This is a genomic window from Paraglaciecola sp. 20A4, assembly GCF_011378905.1.
Lineage (GTDB): Bacteria > Pseudomonadota > Gammaproteobacteria > Enterobacterales > Alteromonadaceae > Paraglaciecola.
In genome coordinates, this window is record NZ_WTPY01000002.1 from 12,260 (window position 1) to 34,155 (window position 21,896).

Annotated in this window: 18 protein-coding genes; 11 read left to right on the plus strand and 7 right to left on the minus strand. The window is 40.0% G+C overall.

All coding sequences use genetic code 11. The features are described 5' to 3' along the window. Positions 1-27: 27 nt before the first annotated feature. The 3 genes from GQS54_RS02525 (at position 28) to GQS54_RS02535 (ending at position 1,959) form a co-directional block, all read left to right on the plus strand. Complete coding sequence (locus GQS54_RS02525; protein WP_166422450.1) at positions 28-570, plus strand: DUF2780 domain-containing protein; 543 nt, start codon at positions 28-30, stop codon at positions 568-570. Between the two features lie 312 nt (positions 571-882). Further along, on the plus strand, positions 883-1,173 hold the full coding sequence (locus tag GQS54_RS02530) for a hypothetical protein (protein ID WP_205967610.1): 291 nt from the start codon (positions 883-885) through the stop codon (positions 1,171-1,173). A gap of 39 nt (positions 1,174-1,212) precedes the next feature. Further along, entirely contained in the window at positions 1,213-1,959 is a 747-nt protein-coding gene (locus tag GQS54_RS02535) for a complement resistance protein TraT (protein WP_158768179.1), read from the plus strand. 196 nt (positions 1,960-2,155) lie between these two features. Here the strand turns inward: GQS54_RS02535 and GQS54_RS02540 are convergent, their stop codons facing one another. Then, the gene (locus GQS54_RS02540) at positions 2,156-3,607 is read right to left on the minus strand and encodes a TrkH family potassium uptake protein (RefSeq protein WP_166422451.1); all 1,452 of its coding nucleotides are present in this window, start codon (positions 3,605-3,607) and stop codon (positions 2,156-2,158) included. 792 nt (positions 3,608-4,399) lie between these two features. Here GQS54_RS02540 and polA point away from each other — a divergent pair. Beyond that, a complete protein-coding gene (polA, locus tag GQS54_RS02545; RefSeq protein ID WP_166422452.1) occupies positions 4,400-7,186 on the plus strand; it encodes a DNA polymerase I in 2,787 nt (928 codons plus the stop codon). Positions 7,187-7,528: 342 nt separating this feature from the next. Here polA and yihA read toward each other — a convergent pair whose 3' ends face one another. Next, on the minus strand, positions 7,529-8,149 hold the full coding sequence (yihA, locus tag GQS54_RS02550; RefSeq protein ID WP_166422453.1) for a ribosome biogenesis GTP-binding protein YihA/YsxC: 621 nt from the start codon (positions 8,147-8,149) through the stop codon (positions 7,529-7,531). Positions 8,150-8,358: 209 nt separating this feature from the next. Here yihA and GQS54_RS02555 point away from each other — a divergent pair, with 209 nt between their 5' ends. The 3 genes from GQS54_RS02555 to GQS54_RS02565 all read left to right on the plus strand — a co-directional run bounded on the left by GQS54_RS02555 (position 8,359) and on the right by GQS54_RS02565 (position 10,462). Next, complete coding sequence (locus tag GQS54_RS02555) at positions 8,359-8,982, plus strand: c-type cytochrome (RefSeq protein ID WP_166422454.1); 624 nt, start codon at positions 8,359-8,361, stop codon at positions 8,980-8,982. A 511-nt stretch (positions 8,983-9,493) separates the two neighbouring features. Beyond that, positions 9,494-10,003 carry a Der GTPase-activating protein YihI gene (yihI, locus tag GQS54_RS02560; protein ID WP_166422455.1) on the plus strand — a complete coding sequence of 170 codons (510 nt, stop codon included), beginning with the start codon at positions 9,494-9,496 and terminating at the stop codon, positions 10,001-10,003. 9 nt (positions 10,004-10,012) lie between these two features. After that, positions 10,013-10,462 carry a DUF2489 domain-containing protein gene (locus GQS54_RS02565; RefSeq protein WP_166422456.1) on the plus strand — a complete coding sequence of 150 codons (450 nt, stop codon included), beginning with the start codon at positions 10,013-10,015 and terminating at the stop codon, positions 10,460-10,462. Here GQS54_RS02565 and GQS54_RS02570 read toward each other — a convergent pair. Continuing rightward, on the minus strand, positions 10,452-11,033 hold the full coding sequence (locus GQS54_RS02570) for a DNA-3-methyladenine glycosylase I (RefSeq protein WP_166422457.1): 582 nt from the start codon (positions 11,031-11,033) through the stop codon (positions 10,452-10,454). The genes GQS54_RS02565 and GQS54_RS02570 overlap by 11 nt on opposite strands. A gap of 117 nt (positions 11,034-11,150) precedes the next feature. On the opposite strand from GQS54_RS02570, the gene glyQ reads away from it, so the two are divergent. From glyQ to GQS54_RS02590, 4 genes are all read left to right on the plus strand, one after another. Further along, complete coding sequence (gene glyQ, locus GQS54_RS02575) at positions 11,151-12,056, plus strand: glycine--tRNA ligase subunit alpha (RefSeq protein ID WP_007102952.1); 906 nt, start codon at positions 11,151-11,153, stop codon at positions 12,054-12,056. 3 nt (positions 12,057-12,059) lie between these two features. Continuing rightward, complete coding sequence (glyS, locus tag GQS54_RS02580; protein ID WP_166422458.1) at positions 12,060-14,135, plus strand: glycine--tRNA ligase subunit beta; 2,076 nt, start codon at positions 12,060-12,062, stop codon at positions 14,133-14,135. Positions 14,136-14,175: 40 nt separating this feature from the next. Beyond that, positions 14,176-14,616: a hypothetical protein gene (locus GQS54_RS02585; protein WP_166422459.1), complete on the plus strand. Its 441-nt coding sequence runs from the start codon at positions 14,176-14,178 to the stop codon at positions 14,614-14,616. A gap of 83 nt (positions 14,617-14,699) precedes the next feature. Continuing rightward, a complete protein-coding gene (locus GQS54_RS02590) occupies positions 14,700-16,307 on the plus strand; it encodes a sensor domain-containing diguanylate cyclase (RefSeq protein WP_166422460.1) in 1,608 nt (535 codons plus the stop codon). Positions 16,308-16,333: 26 nt separating this feature from the next. On the opposite strand, the gene GQS54_RS02595 is transcribed toward GQS54_RS02590, so the two are convergent. From GQS54_RS02595 to dnaN, 4 genes are all read right to left on the minus strand, one after another. Beyond that, positions 16,334-17,029: an aspartate/glutamate racemase family protein gene (locus GQS54_RS02595; protein WP_166422461.1), complete on the minus strand. Its 696-nt coding sequence runs from the start codon at positions 17,027-17,029 to the stop codon at positions 16,334-16,336. A 207-nt stretch (positions 17,030-17,236) separates the two neighbouring features. Further along, on the minus strand, positions 17,237-19,657 hold the full coding sequence (gene gyrB, locus GQS54_RS02600; RefSeq protein ID WP_166422462.1) for a DNA topoisomerase (ATP-hydrolyzing) subunit B: 2,421 nt from the start codon (positions 19,655-19,657) through the stop codon (positions 17,237-17,239). A 4-nt stretch (positions 19,658-19,661) separates the two neighbouring features. Beyond that, positions 19,662-20,753 (minus strand): DNA replication/repair protein RecF, encoded by a 1,092-nt coding sequence (gene recF, locus GQS54_RS02605; RefSeq protein WP_166422463.1) that lies wholly within the window; start codon positions 20,751-20,753, stop codon positions 19,662-19,664. Between the two features lie 22 nt (positions 20,754-20,775). Further along, positions 20,776-21,879, minus strand: a complete 1,104-nt coding sequence (dnaN, locus tag GQS54_RS02610) for a DNA polymerase III subunit beta (protein ID WP_166422464.1) — start codon at positions 21,877-21,879, stop codon at positions 20,776-20,778. Positions 21,880-21,896 lie beyond the last annotated feature (17 nt).

Here is a 21,896-nt window from a genome sequence, read left to right on the forward strand (position 1 = left end):
GATTAAAGGCAAATTAAAGGAATGATAATGAAAAAATTAAGTATAATTCTCACAGTAGCAGCACTCAGTATTCAACCTCAGGCACATGCTGAAGGTTGGTTAGACTCAATTAAAAATATGCTCGGTATGGAAACTCAGCAAGAAGCTGCAACGCCTTCTATAACTGGCATGGTATCTTCGGTGACTGATTCATTAGGCGTCACACAGAGTCAGGCCTCTGGCGGTTTAGGTGCCATATTTAACTATGCAAAAGATAATATTTCATCTGAGCAATATAGTCAGTTAGCCAATGCCCTTCCTGGTGTAGGTGGTCTACTCGAGTCAGTTCCAGATATCAGCAGTATGACTAGTGAAGGTGGTTTAGGGGGCATTTTAGATAAAGCAGCTAGCTATAATGACTCACTAAAAGCACTTAACGACGTTAAAAAGCAATTCGAAGCGCTTGGTTTAAAACCAGAAATGATTACCCAATTCGTGAGTAAGGCTCAAGCATATCTAGACACCCCTGAAGGACAGCAAGCGAAACAATTGCTTACTCAGGGTTTAGGCAAGCTTCTTACTAACTCATAAAAGAAAGAGATGTTTATGTGAGCCTTCATGACTCACTTAAAAAAGCCACTTTGTGGCTTTTTTTATTTCAGTTAGTCTCATTTAGTTTCAAAAATTTACCCTATACTGAAACTTAGTCCTAAAACCTCAAAAATTAACCTAAATGGACTTTGCTTTAAGGCAATTTAGAGTTAAGGTTTTTAAAGCTACTCAGGAAGAGGTCGTGTTAGCCTATTTGTCACGAAAAATTTATGGAGGAATATTATGCAAACTATCAAGTTAACCACCAAAAGATTACTCTCAATTCCGTTTTTACTGTTTAGCATTTGCTGTATGTTTTTATCGTTTTTGTCTGTTGCACAAGATGAGTCGGAAGAAGATGCTTTAGCCAAGATGCAAGCGCAACTGAATTCCGAGGTAATGTCTCGTCCATTTTTGGCCGAACGTCCCAAAGAAGTCGATAGCTATATCGACAGCATGCTTAAGAAAAATGTTAAACCTCAAGAATACCAAGGAACCTATTGGCGCCAAGGTTACACCTGTCGTGATTTATTACGTTATGACTGGACGCAATACCGCAACTGTCGATACTACCATCGATACCACGGTCGCTATTATTACTAAAACCACAATTAATCAATAACATAAGTAAAGGTAATTACTATGAAAAACTATGCTCGTACTGTCAAAATGGCGTTTGTTGGATTAACGATTTTGACCTTAACAAGTTGTGCTGCTGTTCATACATCAATCGCAAAAAAGGACCTTGATGTTCAAACGAAACTCAGCACTTCAATTTTTGTTGACACCGTTGCCCCAGAAAAACGTAAAGTTTATTTAGAAGTTCGCTCTGCTGTAATGGAATTTGATCGCAATGCATTCAGAGTAGCCCTAAATGAACAGATTGCCGGCAGTGGAAATGGTTATACTTTCGTTGACAGCCCAGATGAGGCCCAATACACCATGAGTGTATTCGTACGTAACCTTGAAAAGGCTTCGCCTAGCGCAGCTGAAAATTATCTTTCTAGTGGCTTTCAAGGCGTTGCTGCTGGATCAGCGATTGGTTATGCAACAGGAGGGAGTTATCGTGGTGCTGCAGCGGCAGGTTTGATCGGTGGATTAGCATCGACCGCGGCAAATGCATTTGTAAAAGATGTAACGTACTTATTGGTGGCTGATATTCAAATACGTGAACGCGCGAAGAAAGGTGTTATTGTGCGTCGCGACTCGAAAGTAAATACTAAAATTTCAGATGATGGTGGCACGACTCAAACATACTCTGAAGCAACGAATCAGAAAGAGTATCGTACACGTGTGGTAACAACAGCCAACAAAGCGAACTTAGAACTTGAAGAGGCTCAGCCACTCATGTTTGAAAAGACGGCCTACGCAATGGCTTCGTTCTTCTAACGATATATTCAGTGGGATAAATTCTCTCGTTATAAAAACGGCTACCCAGTGATGGATAGCCGTTTTTTTGTAAGTCTATTTTACCGATAGTAATCAATCACTAAATATTCATGAAAAGAAGTTTGCTTAGGATAGCAGATTAAAAAAACAACAAACGTTATATCAATGATTAAGCGAACCAAGTGAATGTAATTGCTTAACTTCGCCAAAACGTCGGGGAAAATAGCACAAGTAAAGAGAAGACTTCTAATCGCCCAAACAACATAGCCAGTATCAATAACCACTTACCCATATCTGATACGTCTGCAAACGAACCAGAAACCGTACCTAACCCGGGCCCCAAGTTATTTAGCGTTGCAGCTGTAGCAGTAAACGCAGAGACATCATCCATACCCGTCGCAATTAGGCAGACCATAATAATGACAAAGATCATCGCATACGCCGAGAAAAAGCCCCAAACCGCCTCTACTACCCTATCAGGCAATGCACGATCGCCGAGCTTAACGGTATAGACTGCCTTAGGATGAATTAAGCGGTCTACTTCACGCTTACCTTGTAGATAGAGTAAAAGAACACGCACAACCTTCAAACCACCACCAGTAGAACCTGCGCAGCCACCAATAAAACTTGAAAAGATGAGCATAATAGGCAAGAACGCTGGCCAATGTGAGAAATCAGTTGTAGCAAAACCAGCTGTTGTACTAAAAGAAACAGATTGAATGAGCGCTTGATCAAACGTAGTGCCTGCATTGTCGAACCAACTGAAATTCATCAGTACAATAAAGTAAACAGCCACTAATACGAATTGGATAAGAAAGAATGCGCGGAGTTCAGGATCATAGAAATACCCCATTAGGGTCCGACCACTAGCCGCTGCGTAGTGCAGTGCGAAATTTAGGGCTGCGATCCATAAAAATACTACGCAGACTATATTGATCATTGGACTATCAAAATAACCAATACTCGCATCATAATTTGAAAATCCCCCTATGGCGACAGTAGAAAATGCATGACACAAAGCATCAAACCAATCCATGCCCGCAAACCAATACGCAACGCCGCAGCATATTGTTAAGGTCAGGTAGATGTACCATAAATGCTTTGCGGTATCTGCAATTCTCGGCGTCATTTTCGAATCTTTAACCGGTCCAGGGGTCTCAGCTCGGTATAACTGCATTCCCCCTACACCCAGAATCGGTAATATAGCGACTGCGAGCACAATAATCCCCATTCCACCTAGCCATTGCAACTGTTGGCGATAAAACTGAACAGCCTTAGGTAAATAGTCAATTCCTTGGATCACTGTGGCACCGGTTGTTGTCAATCCTGAAAAAGATTCAAAAAACGCATCAGAAACTGACATTTCGGGTTGCTCAAGCAACAATAAAGGTAGCGCACCAAAACTAGCGAGTACGGTCCAAAATAACACGACGATAAGAAAACCTTCTTTGGCCCGTAGATCTCTGCGATGAAGGCGATTCGGATACCAAAACAGCAAGCCGGTGCCAAGACACAGCAAGAAGGCGAGAAAGAAAGGGAGGCCACTACCATCTTTGAAATACAAAGAAATAATTGCCGGGGGGACCATAGTCACACTAAACAGCGCAACTAGTAGGCCTAATATCCGAGTAATCGTTCGGTATTGCATCTTTTAATTATAGCCCACTAAAGTACGCAATCTAATGCGTTTCAAAAATACTAACATTAGCAATCGTTCTTTCTTAATTTTATTATTGACCAATAGATGTATAGGGATTGTCCACTCCAACAAAATCAAAAGCAATACACAAAGCTGAATAATACGTTAAACACACTTTTTATTAACGTTAGCAGATACTTAGCTATACTAGCTTTAAGATATTTATCCATTAGTCAAAATAAGAAAAGAAGATTGGCAACTTTTATAGTGCTGATATAGTGCTGAACTTTGGGAAGTGAAAATTTAACCACTACTCAAACCCCACTCCTAAATATTTCACTTATTATGCCACCTTAAGCTAAAAGCGATAGGCAAGGTAATTGATTTGTTATGAAATTGTTACATCACTACCCTAGAAGCCTTGTCAACTCAGTCTTATGCATTTACAGCAAGGTATTGTACAATTATCAGACAAAAACAGTTTAACATTTCGTCTTCCCTCGCTGTTAATTTGCGTGTAAAGTCACCTCCCGTTTTGGATACCTAATAATATTTATCAATAATGTTATCCACATCGGGAAATTCTTCTAAGTCAGCATAATATATTTATACAGATTAAATTCACCCCAATAAATTCAAGGGCTGTAGATCGACTTGTTGATCGAAAGTGATCCATCACGCACACATCTAAAATTTTATTCAACAGAGTTATCCACAAATTGATCCGATCTCTGCGTGGATGAATAGCTCTGTGTGTGGCATCCTTTACGCGTTTACCTAAATCCTGAGAATCAAATATCCATGAGTAATACAGAATCCTCTTCTACGCCCGTTATTCCGAATAATCCGTTTATATTGGTTGACGGATCTTCATACTTATTTCGCGCCTTTCATGGCATGCCACCCTTAACCAACTCTAAAGGCCAAGATACCGGCGCAGTCTACGGCGTAATCAATATGCTGCGCAGCCTAATCAAACAATTCAATCCTACACACATGGCAGTGGTGTTTGATGCAAAAGGTAAAACATTTCGCGATGATATTTATAGTGAATATAAGGCCAATCGTCCTTCAATGCCTGAAGAGCTGCGAGGACAGATCGAACCGCTACATAACATTATTAAAGCAATGGGCTTACCGATCATTGTTGAATCAGGCGTTGAAGCCGACGATGTGATCGGAACACTAGCAGACCAAGCCAGTAAACTTGGGATCGCCACCTTGATCAGTACTGGCGATAAAGACATGGCTCAACTTGTAAATGAACACGTCACCCTAATCAATACTATGAACAACCATGTTATGGATCCACAAGGTGTCATCGAAAAATTCGGGATCCCGCCTGAATTAGTCATCGATTTTCTTGCTCTTAAGGGTGACAAGGTAGATAACATTCCAGGCGTCCCAGGTGTAGGAGATAAAAGCGCACTGGGATTGTTGCAAGGTATTGGTAACATAGATGAAATTTATAAAAATCTTGAAAAGATTGCTAGCCTTGAATTTCGCGGTGCTAAAAAAATGGCCGATAAAATGCGCGAATACGAGGAACAAGCTCGACTCTCTTACACCTTAGCAACAATCAAGCTAGACGTTAAAATGGATTGTAGTCCAACGGATTTGAAGCCTACTGAAGCAGATTACAGCGCACTAAAAGAATTATTTGCTGAACTAGAATTCAAGCGATGGCTAAAAGATGCTACCGACGCATTAAATAACACTGAACAAAAAAACGAGTCTAATTCAGTAGGCGTCGATAGAGTCGATATAAATGAGCTTCAAGTCAGTTATGAAACTATATTGACCCAAGAAGCTCTTAATAGCTGGTTAAAAAAACTAAAATCTGCAGACCTGTTCGCATTCGACACAGAAACAACCAGTTTAAATTACATGCAAGCCGAATTAGTGGGCATGTCGTTTTGTATAGAAGCTGGAAAAGCGGCTTATCTGCCCTTAGCGCATGATTATGTAGATGCACCAGAACAACTTGATCGGGCCGAAGTGTTAGCCCAATTTAAAGATATTCTTGAAGATTCAAACAAAGCGAAGGTTGGCCAGCACCTAAAATACGACAAAAATGTGTTAGCTAATTACGATATTAACCTTCGAGGTATTGCGTTCGATACAATGCTTGAATCTTATATTCTAGACAGCGTAGCCACTCGTCATGATATGGATAGTCTAGCGCTACATTACTTAGGCCTAACAACCATTCATTTTGAAGACATCGCAGGCAAAGGAGCCAAGCAACTAACATTTAATCAGATTCCTCTTGAGCAGGCGGCCCCCTATGCTGCTGAAGATGCAGATATAACCTTACGTCTGCATAACCATTTATGGCAACAGCTTTCTAAAGAGCCTGAACTGGCTGCTGTATTGCGCGACATTGAAGTGCCTTTGGCGTCGGTATTAGCCAAAATGGAACAATTTGGTGTATTGATCGATAGCCAAAAGTTAAGTCAGCAGAGTCAGGATCTTGCAGCGAGGATCATGCAATTAGAAACCGAAGTGCATGTTATGGCTGGCGAAGAGTTTAATTTAGGCTCAACTAAACAGTTACAAGAAATACTGTTTAAAAAATTAGCTTTACCTATACTCAAAAAAACCCCGAAAGGCGCACCGTCCACGTCGGAAGAGGTACTGCAAGAGTTAGCGCTTACATACCCTTTACCCAAACTTTTAATGGAATTTCGGGGTTTAAGTAAATTAAAAAACACCTACACAGATAAGCTTCCGAAGATGATAAACCCACGCACGGGAAGGGTTCATACGTCTTATCATCAAGCAATAACTGCAACGGGCCGATTGTCTTCGACTGATCCAAATCTACAAAATATACCCATTAGAACAGAGCAAGGCCGTCGGGTACGACAAGCTTTTATTGCTCGCCCAGGTTATAAAATAGTGGCCGCAGATTATTCTCAGATAGAATTGCGGATAATGGCCCATCTTTCAAAGGATGAAGGCTTACTAACAGCATTCTCAAATGGTAAAGATGTACATACTGCAACTGCAGCTGAGGTTTTTAACGTATCACTAGACCAAGTAACAACTGAACAAAGACGCAATGCTAAAGCCATCAATTTCGGTTTAATTTACGGTATGTCAGCATTCGGTTTAGCGAAACAGCTCAACGTTTCGCGCCATGATGCACAACACTATATGGATCTATATTTTGAACGATATCCAGGTGTACTTAAATATATGGAAAACTCGAGACTAATTGCCAAAGAACAAGGTTATGTATCAACGGTTTTTGGGCGCCGTTTATACTTACCGGAAATAAATGCCAGTAATGGCTTGCGTCGCAAGGGCGCTGAACGAGCAGCAATTAATGCCCCAATGCAAGGGACCGCAGCAGACATTATTAAAAAGGCTATGATCAAAGTAGAAACTTGGATTGATTCACTGCCCTACGATGAAGTACGTATGATCATGCAAGTGCACGATGAGTTGGTTTTTGAAATAAAAGAACAAAATTTAGAAAAACATAAAGAAACTATCGTTCAACTTATGGAAAATGCAGTTGAACTAGATGTTCCACTTATAGTTGAGGCAGGAGTTGGCGAGAATTGGGACGAAGCCCACTAACTAAATCTTCAATAAACAGTAAAAATAAGCGATTTATGTAATTTAATTACATAAATCGGTTGGCATTCTAGCGATCTTTGCATAATATCTGTCTTGTAGGGTACAGAGGTATGTATTTTCAGACCTTTGCTTCGACCTCAGCATTTGCTGGGGTTTTTTTTATGCCCTAAAGAATTTAATTCATCACAATATTGACTGAAATGTACTCACTACAAGCATTAAATAACAATTTATAAAAATAATTTTACTTTGAATGAACTTATATCAAGTTCAAGACTCAGAATTGGTGTGTGTTCTAGATGTTTTAAAACCTTGTCGTTCCGACAAGGTTTTTTTTTGCGCTTATTCTTGCTCATGCTCTTTATCTTGATTGTAGCCAAACCATTGGTCCAATACGCGTTCGCAATTGTCTAGCCCTAAACCATTTAATGACGAAAACAGATGGATGGTTACATCACCGCAGAACGCCAATGACGCTTCTCTAGCCATCAGTAGTTGCGCTTTACGTTTCCCCGACTTCAGCTTGTCAGCTTTAGTTAATAAACCCAAAACAGGTAAATCAGCTGAAACGGCCCATTGAATCAGCTCTTGATCCAAATCTTTAAACGGATGACGTATATCCATCAACACCACTAAACCTTTCAAGCTGTCACGTTTCTGTAGGTATTCACCTAAAGACTTTTGCCATTTAAGTTTAATTGCCATAGGTACTTTGGCATAACCGTAACCAGGTAAATCGATAAGGCGACGTTGCTCATCTAAGTCGAAAACATTAATTAATTGTGTTCGACCTGGAGTTTTACTGGTACGGGCTAAGCTTTTTTGGCGTGTCAGGCGATTAAGCGCGCTTGATTTACCTGCATTAGAACGCCCAGCAAAGGCAACCTCAACTCCCTCATCAGCGCACAGGTGGCTGATATCTGGAGCACTTAAATTAAACTTAGCTTGACTATAATGACTCACACTTACTCCTAGTCATAAAACGATTCTAGATCATTACCTTTATTGATTTGTCCATTATATCAGGTAAATACAAATCGAAAGTGGTTGTTATGTCGTATAATATTGCGCTAATAGTATGGAATATATTTTACTGGCGCTGTAAATGTGTAAAATACACCAATTACTATTCTGATAATGGTTAAACAATCAGCAGCTTAATGAGAAAGAATATGAAAATGATGGGTTTGTTAGTTAGCGTTTTTTTAGGTTTATCTGCTAGTGCGATGGCAGCCGGTGATATTGAAGCAGGGAAAACAAAGTCTGTTGCTTGTGGGGCCTGTCATGGTGCTGATGGAAACAGCATGATAGATATGAATCCCAAACTGGCTGGTCAGCATGCTGATTACCTAGTTAAACAGCTACAAGAATTTAAGCTTGCCTCGCAAACGGGCGGTGAGGAAGGTCGCAATAATGCTGTGATGAATGGTATGGCTGCCGCCCTATCAGAACAGGACATGCAGGACATTGCGGCGTATTTTTCGAGCCAAACGGCCAAAGAAGGCGAGGCGCCTGAAGATGCAATTGTAGCCGGTAGCAAGTTATATCGCGGTGGTGACTTAGAACGTGGAATTACTGCATGTACTGCTTGTCATGGTCCACGAGGTAATGGCACTAGTCTTTCTGGCTTTCCTGATATCAGTGGACAGCATACAACTTATTTAAAAGCTCAATTAGAAGCCTTTAGATCTGGTCAACGAGCAAACTCACATAATGGTATGATGGCTGATATTGCTAAACGCCTAAGTGACCAAGATATTGACGTACTATCAAAATATATAGCTGGCCTATATTAAAAATTTCTTGCGTAAACGCAACGGCAAAAAACGACCTAATTAGGTCGTTTTTTTTATCTATCGGCGAAGAAACTAGTATTAATGATTAAAAGTAATAACAGAATACTATGTAAACAAGTTGTAAATATTTGGTTATCGTGTATTCTCTGTCCCTGAAAAACAACAGGGACAACAAACGAAAGTTTGCTCATGGAAGATTATTAGCAAGCAGTGCTAAAACTTTAAACCTTTGGTGAAAAGGCAAGGACGACAATAATAAAGCGTCAGGAAGACCCTAAACTATATACTGTTTTCGTTAAAATTAATAAAAAGAGAAAACATGAAGGACCACCACTAACTGTTCAGGATGAACGACTGTCGAGATCGGTGTCTTACGACACATCTGTGATTTGAGGGTAATAGCTTTGGCTATTACCCTTTTTCTTAGCTAAATTTCACTCCTTATCTTATGAACCATATTTAACCAGTCTGTTTTAGGGTAAAATCCGCGCAAATATTGTGGAGGTTATTTATGCCTAGAAAAAAGAAGTCTCGAAAAATTGGTCAAATTGGTACACCCTTAGCACCGAAAACAAAACGTAAATCAGCACCGGTAGCACCTAAACGAAATAAAAAAACGTTGGGTAAGGCTTCTGGTAGTCGAAATAATCCAGAACAAACCAGCTCGTCTAACCAGCAGAGAAAAACTATCAAAGATCCTAGAGTAGGCAGTAAAAAACCTATCCCTTTGATCATAGATGACCAACCAAAAGTTAAGGTTGCGAAACCTAAGTATTTCTCACCTGCTCAAGAACTCGAGAGTATCGAGCAGAATGAACGCTTCGGAATGTTACTTGAAAAACTCGATGCAGAGCAAACATTAAGCAAAGAAGAGCGGGCATTTGTTAACAGATTGACGGCGAGACATCAGGAACTATGTGAATTACTTGGCATATCAAACGATGAAGACCAATCTATAGATTCATCTGAAGATGATCTTTATACGCAATTTGAGTCTATTGATATCAACAAATTTAAATAAGTTTTTAAAATGAGTTATTTTGTTATTTCACTTATCGTTATTGCATTATTGATAATCGCCGGTCTGGCTTTTTATGCCGGCAAGCTTTTGTTTATGCTTACTAAGCAAAACAAAAAAATGGCACAAACGAAACAACAACGCATTACACGGTTAATGGAAAGTATTCATACAATTGCCATGGCCGTGGAACAGCAACAATGCAATTTATCGGAAGGTAGTATTCGTTTGTATCATTTACACGAAAGCTTACCTATTGATAACAAGCCTGACTATCAATCTCAATATCCAGGGCTTTATACGTTGTATATAAAGGTTAGTAATTTTCCAACCCATGAAGCTAGAGATAAACTTTCATCCCTTGAACGAAAAATACAGGACGACGAAAGAGAAGCTGCAGAGGTAGAATTTGAAAGCCAGATCCTGCGTGATGTATCAAAATTACGGACCTTTACGCCTTAAAGGCGTTTGGGTTTGTGAGATAGCAGAAGCAGTCTGTAGTATGGTCATTCACTAACCCTACGGCCTGCATAAACGCATAACAAATAGTACTTCCTACAAAAGAAAAACCTCGTTTTTTTAACGCCTTACTCATTGCGTCTGACTCATTTGTTGTGTTCGGTACCTCATTTTTGTCGATCCATGTATTTATTATTGGTTCGTCTTTAACAAACGACCAAATATAATCTGCGAAGCTTATGCCTTCCCGCTCAATCTCAAGAAAACCCCTAGCATTCTTAATAATGGCATTTATTTTAAGGCGATTACGTACAATGCCTTTATTTTGCATTAAGCGCTCAACATCATCTTCGGTCATGACACTTATAAGCAGTGGATCAAAGTTATGAAACGCTTGGTAATAATTATGCTGTTTTTTCAAAATAGTTAACCAGCTCAGTCCTGCTTGCTGTCCATCCAAGCATAATTTAGCAAATAGTTCGTATTTATCCTTTACTGGGCGCCCCCATACATTGTCATGATAATCTTGATAAATCAGATCTTGAGAAACCCAAGCACAGCGAGTCTGTTGCATTTTTTCGTCCTTTAATACCCTATTGGGGCATTAATATGGTTATTTATCCTACATTGATCGGTATACAGCAGGTATACTAACCGGCGTTTTTTCGGATTATTTTTGTGGCAGCAATTAATGAATAAGTTTGATAGTAAAACCTTTCAAGGACTGATTTTATCACTCCAAGACTACTGGGCAAGACAAGGTTGCGTAATCATTCAACCTTTAGATATGGAAGTTGGCGCAGGCACCTTTCACCCTATGACATTCCTACGTTCCATTGGTCCAGAACCAATCAGTAGTGCATATGTTCAACCCTGTCGTCGACCTACAGATGGTCGCTACGGTGAAAATCCAAACCGATTGCAGCATTACTATCAGTTTCAAGTAATGCTTAAACCCTCTCCCAGCAATATTCAGGAGCTTTATTTAGGTTCACTTAAGGAGCTCGGTTTTGATCCTCTAGTACACGACATTCGCTTTGTTGAGGATAATTGGGAGTCACCCACCTTAGGTGCGTGGGGACTTGGTTGGGAAGTATGGTTGAATGGCATGGAAGTTACCCAATTCACCTATTTTCAACAGGTAGGCGGAATCGAGTGCTCACCTGTTACCGGTGAGATTACCTATGGTTTAGAACGTTTAGCTATGTATATACAAGGTGTAGATAGCATTTATGATTTAGTTTGGACAGATGGGCCTTTAGGTAAAGTGACCTATGGTGATGTCTTCCATCAAAATGAAGTTGAACAATCAACCTATAACTTCGAGTACGCAGATGTTGACGCTTTATTTGGCACCTTCGATCACTGCGAGAAAGAAAGCCAAAAGATGATTGAAGCAGGATTACCCTTACCCGCTTATGAGCAAGTAATGAAAGCATCTCATGCGTTTAACTTACTAGATGCTCGCCACGCCATCTCAGTAACGGAACGCCAACGATATATACTGCGTGTCCGTGCACTTTCCAAAGCGTGTGCAGAAGCCTATTATCAAGCTCGAGAGAAGCTTGGATTCCCAATGTGTAAAAAGGAGGCTTAATTCATGCGTTGCGAAAATTTATTAGTTGAAATTGGTACCGAAGAATTGCCACCTAAAGCACTTGGTAAATTGGCCCAAGCTTTTGCTGACAACATTCAAGCTGCATTAGATGACGCTGAGTTAACATACTCATCGGTCAAATGGTTCGCGTCCCCTCGCCGTCTTGCAGTGAACGTTTTAGGTCTAGCAGAACAACAAGAAGACAAGTTGATCGAAAAGAAAGGCCCTGCTGTATCCGTTGCGTTTGATGCTTCAGGTGAAGCGACTAAAGCGGCTCAGGGCTGGGCTCGTTCTAATGGTATTACGGTAGAACAGGCGGAGCGTTTAACTACGGATAAAGGCGAGTGGTTATTATTTAAGGGCGAGGCAAAAGGCGAGCAAGTCACTAAGCTTTTACCGGCAATGGTTGAATCTTCACTTAAGAAATTACCGATCCCTAAACCAATGCGGTGGGGAAGCAGCCCAACGCAGTTTATTCGTCCTGTACATACGGTTTGCATGTTATTTGGTCAAGATATAATTGCAGGGAATATCTTAGGTATAGATTCAGATCGCGTCGTCTACGGTCATCGTTTTCATGGTGAAAAACAATTCAACTTGGCACATGCAGATGATTATCTAACACAGTTAGAAGCACATTACGTATTAGCTGATTTTGCAACGCGTAAAGCAAAAATCCAGCAACAGGTTAACGCTACAGCAAAACACGAAAACGCTACGGCAGACATGAACGATGCTTTACTCGATGAAGTAACAGCGTTAGTTGAATGGCCTGTAGTGCTTACAGCTAGTTTTGACGAATCTTTCTTAGAGGTGCCTAAAGAGGCACTAATATACACCATGAAAGATGATCAAAAATACTTTCCATTGCTCGACCAAAATGGTCAGCTCAAATCACGCTTTGTGTTTGTGACAAATATCGAGAGTAAAGACCCAACTCAAATAGTCAGTGGTAATGAAAAGGTAATACGCCCTCGCCTAGCGGATGCAGAATTTTTCTTTAATACTGATAAAAAGCATACCCTAGAGTCGCGTCTCGATAGCTTAAAAACTGTTTTGTTTCAAAAGCAATTAGGCACACTCTATGAAAAGTCTCAGCGCATATCAGAACTAGCGGGCAGTATAGCAGCGATGTTAGGCTGTGATTCAACCATAGCAAAGCGCGCAGGTTTGCTGTCAAAAACAGATCTAATGACCAACATGGTTATGGAATTCCCCGATGTTCAAGGTATTATGGGAATGCACTATGCTAAATTTGACGGTGAGGAGGATGACGTAGCCTTAGCGCAAAACGAGCAATACATGCCACGCTTTGCTGGAGATAAACTCCCTACTTCTCATATCAGCTGTGCCGTTGCTTTAGCAGACAAAATCGACTCCTTGGTCGGCATATTTGGTATTGGTCAAGCGCCCAAAGGCGATAAAGACCCTTTCGCGCTAAGACGCGCGGCTATCGGCGTGTTGCGCATTACAGTTGAAATGAAGTTACCATTAGACCTTGTTGATTTAGTTCGCGCCTCTATCGACCTATTTGGTGACAAATTAACCCATTCAGATAACATAGAATCTCAAGTCGTTGATTTCATCTTAGGCCGTTTTAGAGCTTGGTATCAGGAGCAAGGAATCGATATCGATGTAATTCAGGCCGTTGCCGCCAGGCGCCCGACTAAACCAGCTGATTTTGCAGCCCGAATCGAAGCGGTGTCAGGCTTCAAGCGTTTGGCATCAGGTCTTGCCCTTGCTTCTGCAAACAAGCGTGTCGCCAATATTTTGGCTAAGAATAAAGTGACAGGTGTTCATAATATCAATCCTGCATTGTTCGATAGTGAACAAGAGAAGGCATTGGCTGAAGCTTTGAACGGCATTGAGGGAAAGGTAACAGCCCTTGTTAGCGATGGTAACTATCAAGGCGTCTTTACTGAGTTAGCTACGCTGCATACTCAGGTAGACAATTTCTTCGATAACGTTATGGTCATGGCTGAAGACGAACTGGTGCGAAATAATCGCCTCGCTTTATTGTCTAAGTTAAGAACCTTGTTCTTATTAGTTGCTGACATTTCTATTTTGAATCAGCAGTAATTAAAGAATCACTGAATACATGAGTTTTAGGTACCCATTTATGTCCAAGTTCAAACATCTATACTCCGCCTTTGCAGTTTGCCTTATTAGTGGCTGTGCTAGCTATACAGTTGAGCCCTATAAAGATATTCAGCAACTTCCTGATATGTACTTACGGGGTGTGTTTACTTGGTGGGAAGCCGATCCTCAGTATCAGCTTACACTTAAAGGTGGTAGCACTTATGCTACCACCATTGAGTTGATTGCTGATGGGCAACCCTATGACTTTAAATTCGCAGATAAGAATTGGACACCTGGTTCAAGTTGCGGTTACAAGAGTCAGTATAGGGATCAGAGCGTAACATTAGGTAAAACAGTCTATGCTGATTGTAATACTACTGATGAAAATTTCAGGTTTGTCCCTAAAGAAACTGGCTTATACGAATTTGCCATTAACTTCTCCAATATCGACAAACCAGCAGTAACCGTAAATAGATTATGATTTGATACTCATTATTCATTATTTGATTTATTTTTATATATATCAATAACTTAAATACATGTACTGATAGGTGAACTTCTATTTTGAAAAGTATTAGTGGCAAAATTTATATCAAAGTTGCGTTAGCAATTGCGATTGGTGCTATTGGCACATCACTTGTTACGTCGGTATTATTGTATATCAACGCGGTCAGCAGTGAACAGAGTAAAGCCCAAGCATTAATTGAGCAAATTGGTGCCACAATACGCAGCACTGCTTCTATTGCTTTGTATGTACAGGATAAAGAGTTAGGCCAGGAAATTGTGCAAGGTTTGGTTATTAATGATCTTATTGCCGGCGCAAAACTTTCTGACTCTGTAAGTTTAGATGTTACTTTTGGCGTTACTAGTGGTAACAAAGGTCTTATAAAGACTGAAATTCAGCACCCTTTCATTCCCAATCAAACGATTGGTGAGCTTCTGATATACCCTAATCGTAATTATATTCAAAGTATCGCAAAGCAAAACGCGGTCAACGACGCACTACTATTACTCCTTTACTCTGCAATTGTTGCACTTTTTGTGTCAGTTTTTGTGCACAAACTACTTACCCAACCATTACAAAAGTTGACTGCTAGTTTCTTGAAGATTGACCCGCGTAATACTGAAACAATGCGTACATTAATTCATAACGAAAATGACGAAATTGGCCAGATGGTGCAGGGTATCAATGATCTAATGGGAGAACTCAAAAGCACATTAGAAAATGAGACTGATTTGCGTATTCAAACCCAAGCGCTAGAGAGTAAATTTCGCCTAATCTTTGAGCAAGCTAGTGCAGGTATCTGTTTAATAGATGCTGATAATATGATTAGTGCATCAAATCCAGCTTTTAATAATATATTACCAAATTCGTCTGATGATACGACGTTTATCCAGTTGTTTGAACATGTCGATCAGCTCTCAAGTTTGCTTATCAGAATACGTAATGAGGAATCCGTTAACCACTTATCTATCGACCTTAAGTGTAAATCTCTTTTGGGTGAGAATAAGAAATGGGTTCACTGCTTATTCTCTCGGGTAACTACGCAACGTTCTGAAGTGAGACAGTCAGATACTGGTGCCCAAGGGCCACTTATTGAAGTCATTATGTATGATGTGACTGAACGCGCTGAAAAAGAGCATAAAACCCGTTTCGAAGCAGACCATGATGCATTGACTCATCTAAAAAATAGACGCGCCGGAGAAGCAGAAATAGAAAATTTGCTACAAACAGTTAGCTTTTTGGATTTAAGCTTGGTCGTGTTTATGATTGATCTCGATAATTTCAAACCCGTCAATGATAATCATGGACACGATGCCGGTGACCGAGTTCTCATCGAAGTGGGTAAACGTTTACAAACTGTATTCGATGGCAAGAATGAATTCTGTAGTCGCTGGGGCGGAGATGAGTTTGTAGCCGCATACGTAGTCAATGAGGTAAATATAGACGAAATTCGCGCTTTAGCGCAATCCACACTTGATAGTTTACGCTATCCTATCGACTTATCTGATGATGTCAGCTGCACGATAGGTGGAAGTATTGGTGTTGTTATTGCCCCTACTCATGCCGATAATACCAAAGACTTAATCGCATGTGCTGATAAAACGATGTACCGTGTAAAACAGAATGGTCGTGGTCATTTTGAAATTTTTGACCCTGATTGGATATAATTTCTGCTAGTAGTAGTAAATTTCAATTAGCAAGATAATGCTAGTGACACTGCAGCTTTAGCGTGGATAGCAGTCGTGTCAAAAAGTGTCACATTTGTATCATCCTGTTGAACGAGCAAAGAAATTTCAGTACATCCTAAAATGACACCTTGGCAGCCTTGTGAATACAATTCATTGATAATATCTAAAAAACGTAGTTTAGATTCATTTGAGATGATGCCTTTACACAATTCCTGATATATAACTTTATGCACAAACGCCCTGTCCTCTTCACAAGGAATTGTCACTTCAATCCCAAATTTTTCACGGATACGTGTTTTGTAAAATGCTTGTTCCATCGTGAATGCAGTGCCTAATAACCCAACTCGCTTGATATTTGCCGAACGCAATGTTTCTGCCGTTGTATCTGCTATATGTAAAATGGGTAATGAGGTAAATTGACTAATTTCATCTGCTACCTTATGCATAGTGTTAGTACATATGATTATAAAGTCCGCTCCTCCTTTCTCTATTGTAGTCGCTGCTTGACCTAATATAAGCGCTGTATCGCTCCAATTCCCCGTTCTTTGTAGTGTTTCTATGTCTTGGAAGTTTACACTATTAAGTAAGATTCTAGCGCTATGGAGCCCTCCTAAAGCTTCGTTAATTCCTTTATTTAGCAGCTGATAGTAATGGGCAGTAGATTCCCAACTCATTCCACCTAACATTCCGATCGTTTTCATTAATTTACTCTAATATATTCAGATAAAACTTAATTTATTATAAGCATAATTTCATAGGTTAAATACTGCTCCAGGTTGACCCTGTTATGTCGTAGGTCCAATCCACAATAATATTATTCGTTTTTACCAAAAAACAACCAAAAAAAAGCCCGCATCTCGAGCGGGCTAATCATCATGTTACTTACTTATTCTATAAAAGCAAAAACGCTATACATCTAAGTTCGCCACTCTTAAGGCATTTTCTTCAATAAATGCCCGTCTTGGCTCTACATGGTCGCCCATTAATGTAGTGAACAATTGGTCAGCTTTAACGGCGTCTTCAATCTTAACCTGAAGCATGCGGCGCGAGCCAGGGTCCATAGTGGTTTCCCAAAGTTGACTTGGGTTCATTTCACCTAAACCTTTATAACGCTGTATATATTGACCTTTTTTAGATTCGGCCATTAGCCAGTCTAAGCCTTCAGCAAAAGAAGTGATAACTTTAACTTTATCATTACGCTTAACGTAACCACCCTCCTCGATTAATCCATTGATAGATTCGTTTAATTCACGTAAACGAGTGTATTCGATAGACTCGATAAACTCTTGATCGATTTTGTATTCGGTATCAATACCATGCAAACGAATTATCAGCGCGATATACCAGTTGTTGCGCTCACTATTTTCTCTTATATCATAACGATACGTTGCACCATCTACTTCATTTCGAGTCAGGCTTTCGCTATAGCTATTAGCAATAACTTCCAGCTTATCTTTATCTTGTAGATCAGTAAGGGTAATAACCTTACTGTAGATTAAACTACTTAAAATAACTTCGGGCATAAGACGACTCATTCGTTTGATCATCTTCATGGCGTTTTGGTATTGATTAACTAGTTTTTCTAGACCTATACCACTAAGACCAGGTGCTTCTTCGTTAACGTGTATAGATGCGTTATCTAAAGCAATAGTCGTTAAATACTTTGTTAGTGAATCATCATCTTTCAAGTATTGCTCTTGCTTACCTTTTTTAGTTTTATATAAAGGTGGTTGAGCGATATAGATATATCCACGCTCGATTATTTCGGGCATTTGACGATAGAAAAAAGTCAGTAACAAAGTACGAATATGTGACCCATCTACGTCTGCATCCGTCATTATAATGATACGGTGGTAACGCAGTTTTTCCGGGTTATATTCATCGCGACCGATACCGCAACCTAAAGCGGTTATTAGCGTTGCAACTTCTTGCGAAGATAACATTTTATCAAAGCGAGCTTTTTCGACGTTAAGTATCTTACCTTTCAATGGCAGTATAGCTTGGTTTTTTCTGTTTCTTCCTTGCTTGGCTGAACCGCCAGCAGAGTCCCCTTCCACTATATATAACTCTGAACGAGAAGGATCTTTTTCTTGGCAATCTGCTAACTTCCCCGGTAATCCAGCAAGGTCAAGCGCACCTTTACGTCTTGTCATATCACGTGCTTTACGTGCAGCTTCTCGCGCTCGAGCCGCATCTATAATTTTGCCTATGATAATCTTACTGGCGGCTGGATTTTCTAATAAAAATTCATTCAGCTTCTCGCCCATGACTGTTTCGACAGCAGGACGCACTTCTGAAGAAACCAACTTATCTTTTGTTTGCGACGAAAATTTGGGGTCAGGTACTTTAACTGACACAACAGCCGTCAACCCTTCTCGAGCATCATCACCGCTAGCGTTGGTCTTATTTTTCTTATTATGACCTTCTTTTTCCATAAAAGTATTTAGGGTACGAGTCAAAGCGCCTCGAAATCCCGCTAAGTGACTTCCGCCGTCCCGCTGTGGAATATTATTAGTAAAGCAGTAAACATTCTCTTGGAAGGAGTCATTCCACTGTAAAGCGACCTCTACAGAAATTCCATCTTCACGTTCGCTGTTAAAGTGAAACACTTGCTGGTGGACTGGTGTTTTGTTTTGATTTAAGTATTCAACGAATGCTTTAATTCCGCCCTCATACATGAAGTGATCTTTTTTGCCATCACGTTCATCTTCAAGGGTAATACTTACACCTGAGTTAAGAAAAGACAATTCACGCAGGCGCTTTGCCAAAATATCATAGTGATATTCTATTCCATTAAAAGTCCCTTCACTTGGCCAGAAGCGAATAGTCGTTCCAGTTGAATCAGTTTCACCGATGGCCTCTAAGGGTTGTTGTGGCACTCCGTGACGATACTCTTGTTCGTATACTTTACCTTGCCGACGAATCATTATCTGTAATTTACGCGATAACGCATTTACAACCGAAACACCCACACCGTGCAAGCCGCCTGATACTTTATAAGAGTTATCATCGAATTTACCACCGGCATGCAATACTGTCATAATAACTTCTGTTGCGGAAATACCTTCTTCTTCATGTATTTCTGTCGGAATTCCACGACCGTCGTCTTTAACAGAAACAGATCCGTCAGTATGAATTTTTACGTTTATGTTAGTACAGTGACCAGCTAATGCTTCATCGATTGAATTATCTACAACCTCAAAAACCATGTGGTGTAGACCGGTACCGTCGTCAGTATCACCTATATACATACCTGGGCGTTTACGTACCGCATCTAACCCTTTTAATACTTTAATACTCGACGAATCGTAGTTATTCTCTTCTGCCATTTGATTAAATCTCCTCTCTCACCTGGCCATGTTCCACGTGAAACAATTTTTTATTTTGGTATTTATCTATAAATTCTAGCTGATGCTCTTCTATCGCAGTGACGAAAAGTTGAGTGTTTGATTCGAGCAGTTTATCAATAAAGACTTCTCGTTTTGCTGCGTCTAATTCAGCCCCAACATCATCTAGTAAGAAAATACAGGTCTTTTCGGTGTAGGACATTAAACACTGAGTAGTAGCCAGTTGTAGCGCTGCTACGAGCATTCTTAGTTGTCCTCGAGACAAAACCTCATGAGCGGGTTTGCCATCGATTCTAAATCTAACATCGGCCTTATGGGGGCCAACACTTATGAAACCATTTCTATAATCTCTGTCTGCTGATTTATCTAGCGCCTCGCTAATATTCAGACCTTTTTCCCACCCCCTATAATACGAGATTTCGACACAAAACTCAGGTAAAAAATGCGTTAGATTTGAGTTAATTAGAGGTATTAAGCTAGACATTATCTGATTTCTAAAATTAGTTAGCTCATTAGCATACTTTGCCAGTAATTCAGTCCAATAAACGCGTTGTGGATTTGCATAGCCCATTTGGTGCTTTCGGCATAGTGCGTTGTTGTGTTTAAGAAGCTTGGAATAGCTGTTAGAACAAATTAAAAATGAATGTTCCACGTGGAACAAACACCAGTCCAAATACTTTCTTCTAAGTTTAGGTGCGCCTAAAAGAATATCTGAGCTTTGAGGAGTAAAAATTTGAACGGGAAGTTTGCTGACTAATTCTGAAATTTTATTACTTTTAAAACCATTGATACTTACGTTGACGCCATCATTAACATCACGAGATAACCCTAAGCGTTGCCTTGTATCTTGTTCTGAACATTCACAGTAAACAGTAAATGAATGAGCTTGATTTTGTATAACATGCTTGTGCTTTGCTGTTCTAAAAGAACGACCAAAGCCTAGGTAATGAATAGCCTCCAAAATAGAAGACTTTCCGCTACCATTTTTTCCAAGAATAAAATTAACGCTATGACTTGGTTTGAGTACTACATCTTGCAGATTTCGCAAGTTGCTTATCTGCACAACATCAAGCTTCATATTAGTATCAACAAGGAATGTACTATAGCCTCATTGGCATAATAACGTATAAAGCAGAGTCATCGGCTCCATCTTCAATTAATGCGCTACTGTTAGAATCAGCTAAGGTGAACTTAACCTCATCTGCGTTTACCGCATTAAGTACATCGATCAAGTAAGCTACATTGAAACCTATTTCTAAATCAGCTCCTTGGTAATTCACATCAACAATCTCTACCGCTTCTTCTTGTTCAGGATTATTGGCGGTAATTTTCAATTCACCAGATGATAGATTTAGACGGACACCTTTAAATTTTTCATTGGAAAGGATCGAAGCTCGAGAAAAAGCGTTCTTTAGGGCCAGCTTACTCGCGACGATATTTTTGTCTCCGTCCTTGGGTAAAACCCTACGGTAATCAGGGAAACGCCCATCGACTAACTTACTGGTAAAAATAAAATCATTAGAAAATATGCGAATGTGATTAGAGCCAACCTGAACTTTCAATGACTTATCGCTATCTTCTATAAGCCTGATAATCTCCATGACGCCTTTACGAGGGATAATAACCTGTCGATTAGGCAGTGTGGCTTCAGTGTAATTTAAGCGACACAAAGCAAGCCTGTGTCCATCTGTAGCCACCGTGCGTATAACATTATCCTCAGTTTCTAAGGACATACCATTTAAATAATATCGAACGTCCTGTTGTGCCATCGAAAAGTGAACGCTGTCGATTAATCGTTTTAAATTCGATTGGGAAATCTCGAATTCAAGTTCCCCCTGCCAATCTTCTAGATTAGGGTAATCGGTTGCCGATAAAGTTGATAGACTATATTTACTGCGTCCACAGCGTAAAATCGCTTTATTACCATCAAGCTGAAAGCTAATTTCACTACCTTCAGTCAATCCACGAATAATATCTAACAGCTTCTTGGCAGGCACTGTAATCTCGCCTTCCTCAAAATCACCGGTAAGGGTAACGTTAGAAATTAATTCGACTTCTAAATCGGTACCTGTCAACCACAATGCATTTTCACTGACTTTGATCAATACATTGGAAAGAATGGGTAAGGTATGTCTGCGCTCAACAGCGCCAGAAACTAACTGTAGCGGCTGTAAAAAGTTTTCCCTGCTTATGCTGAATTTCATCTAAATTCTCGTAACTT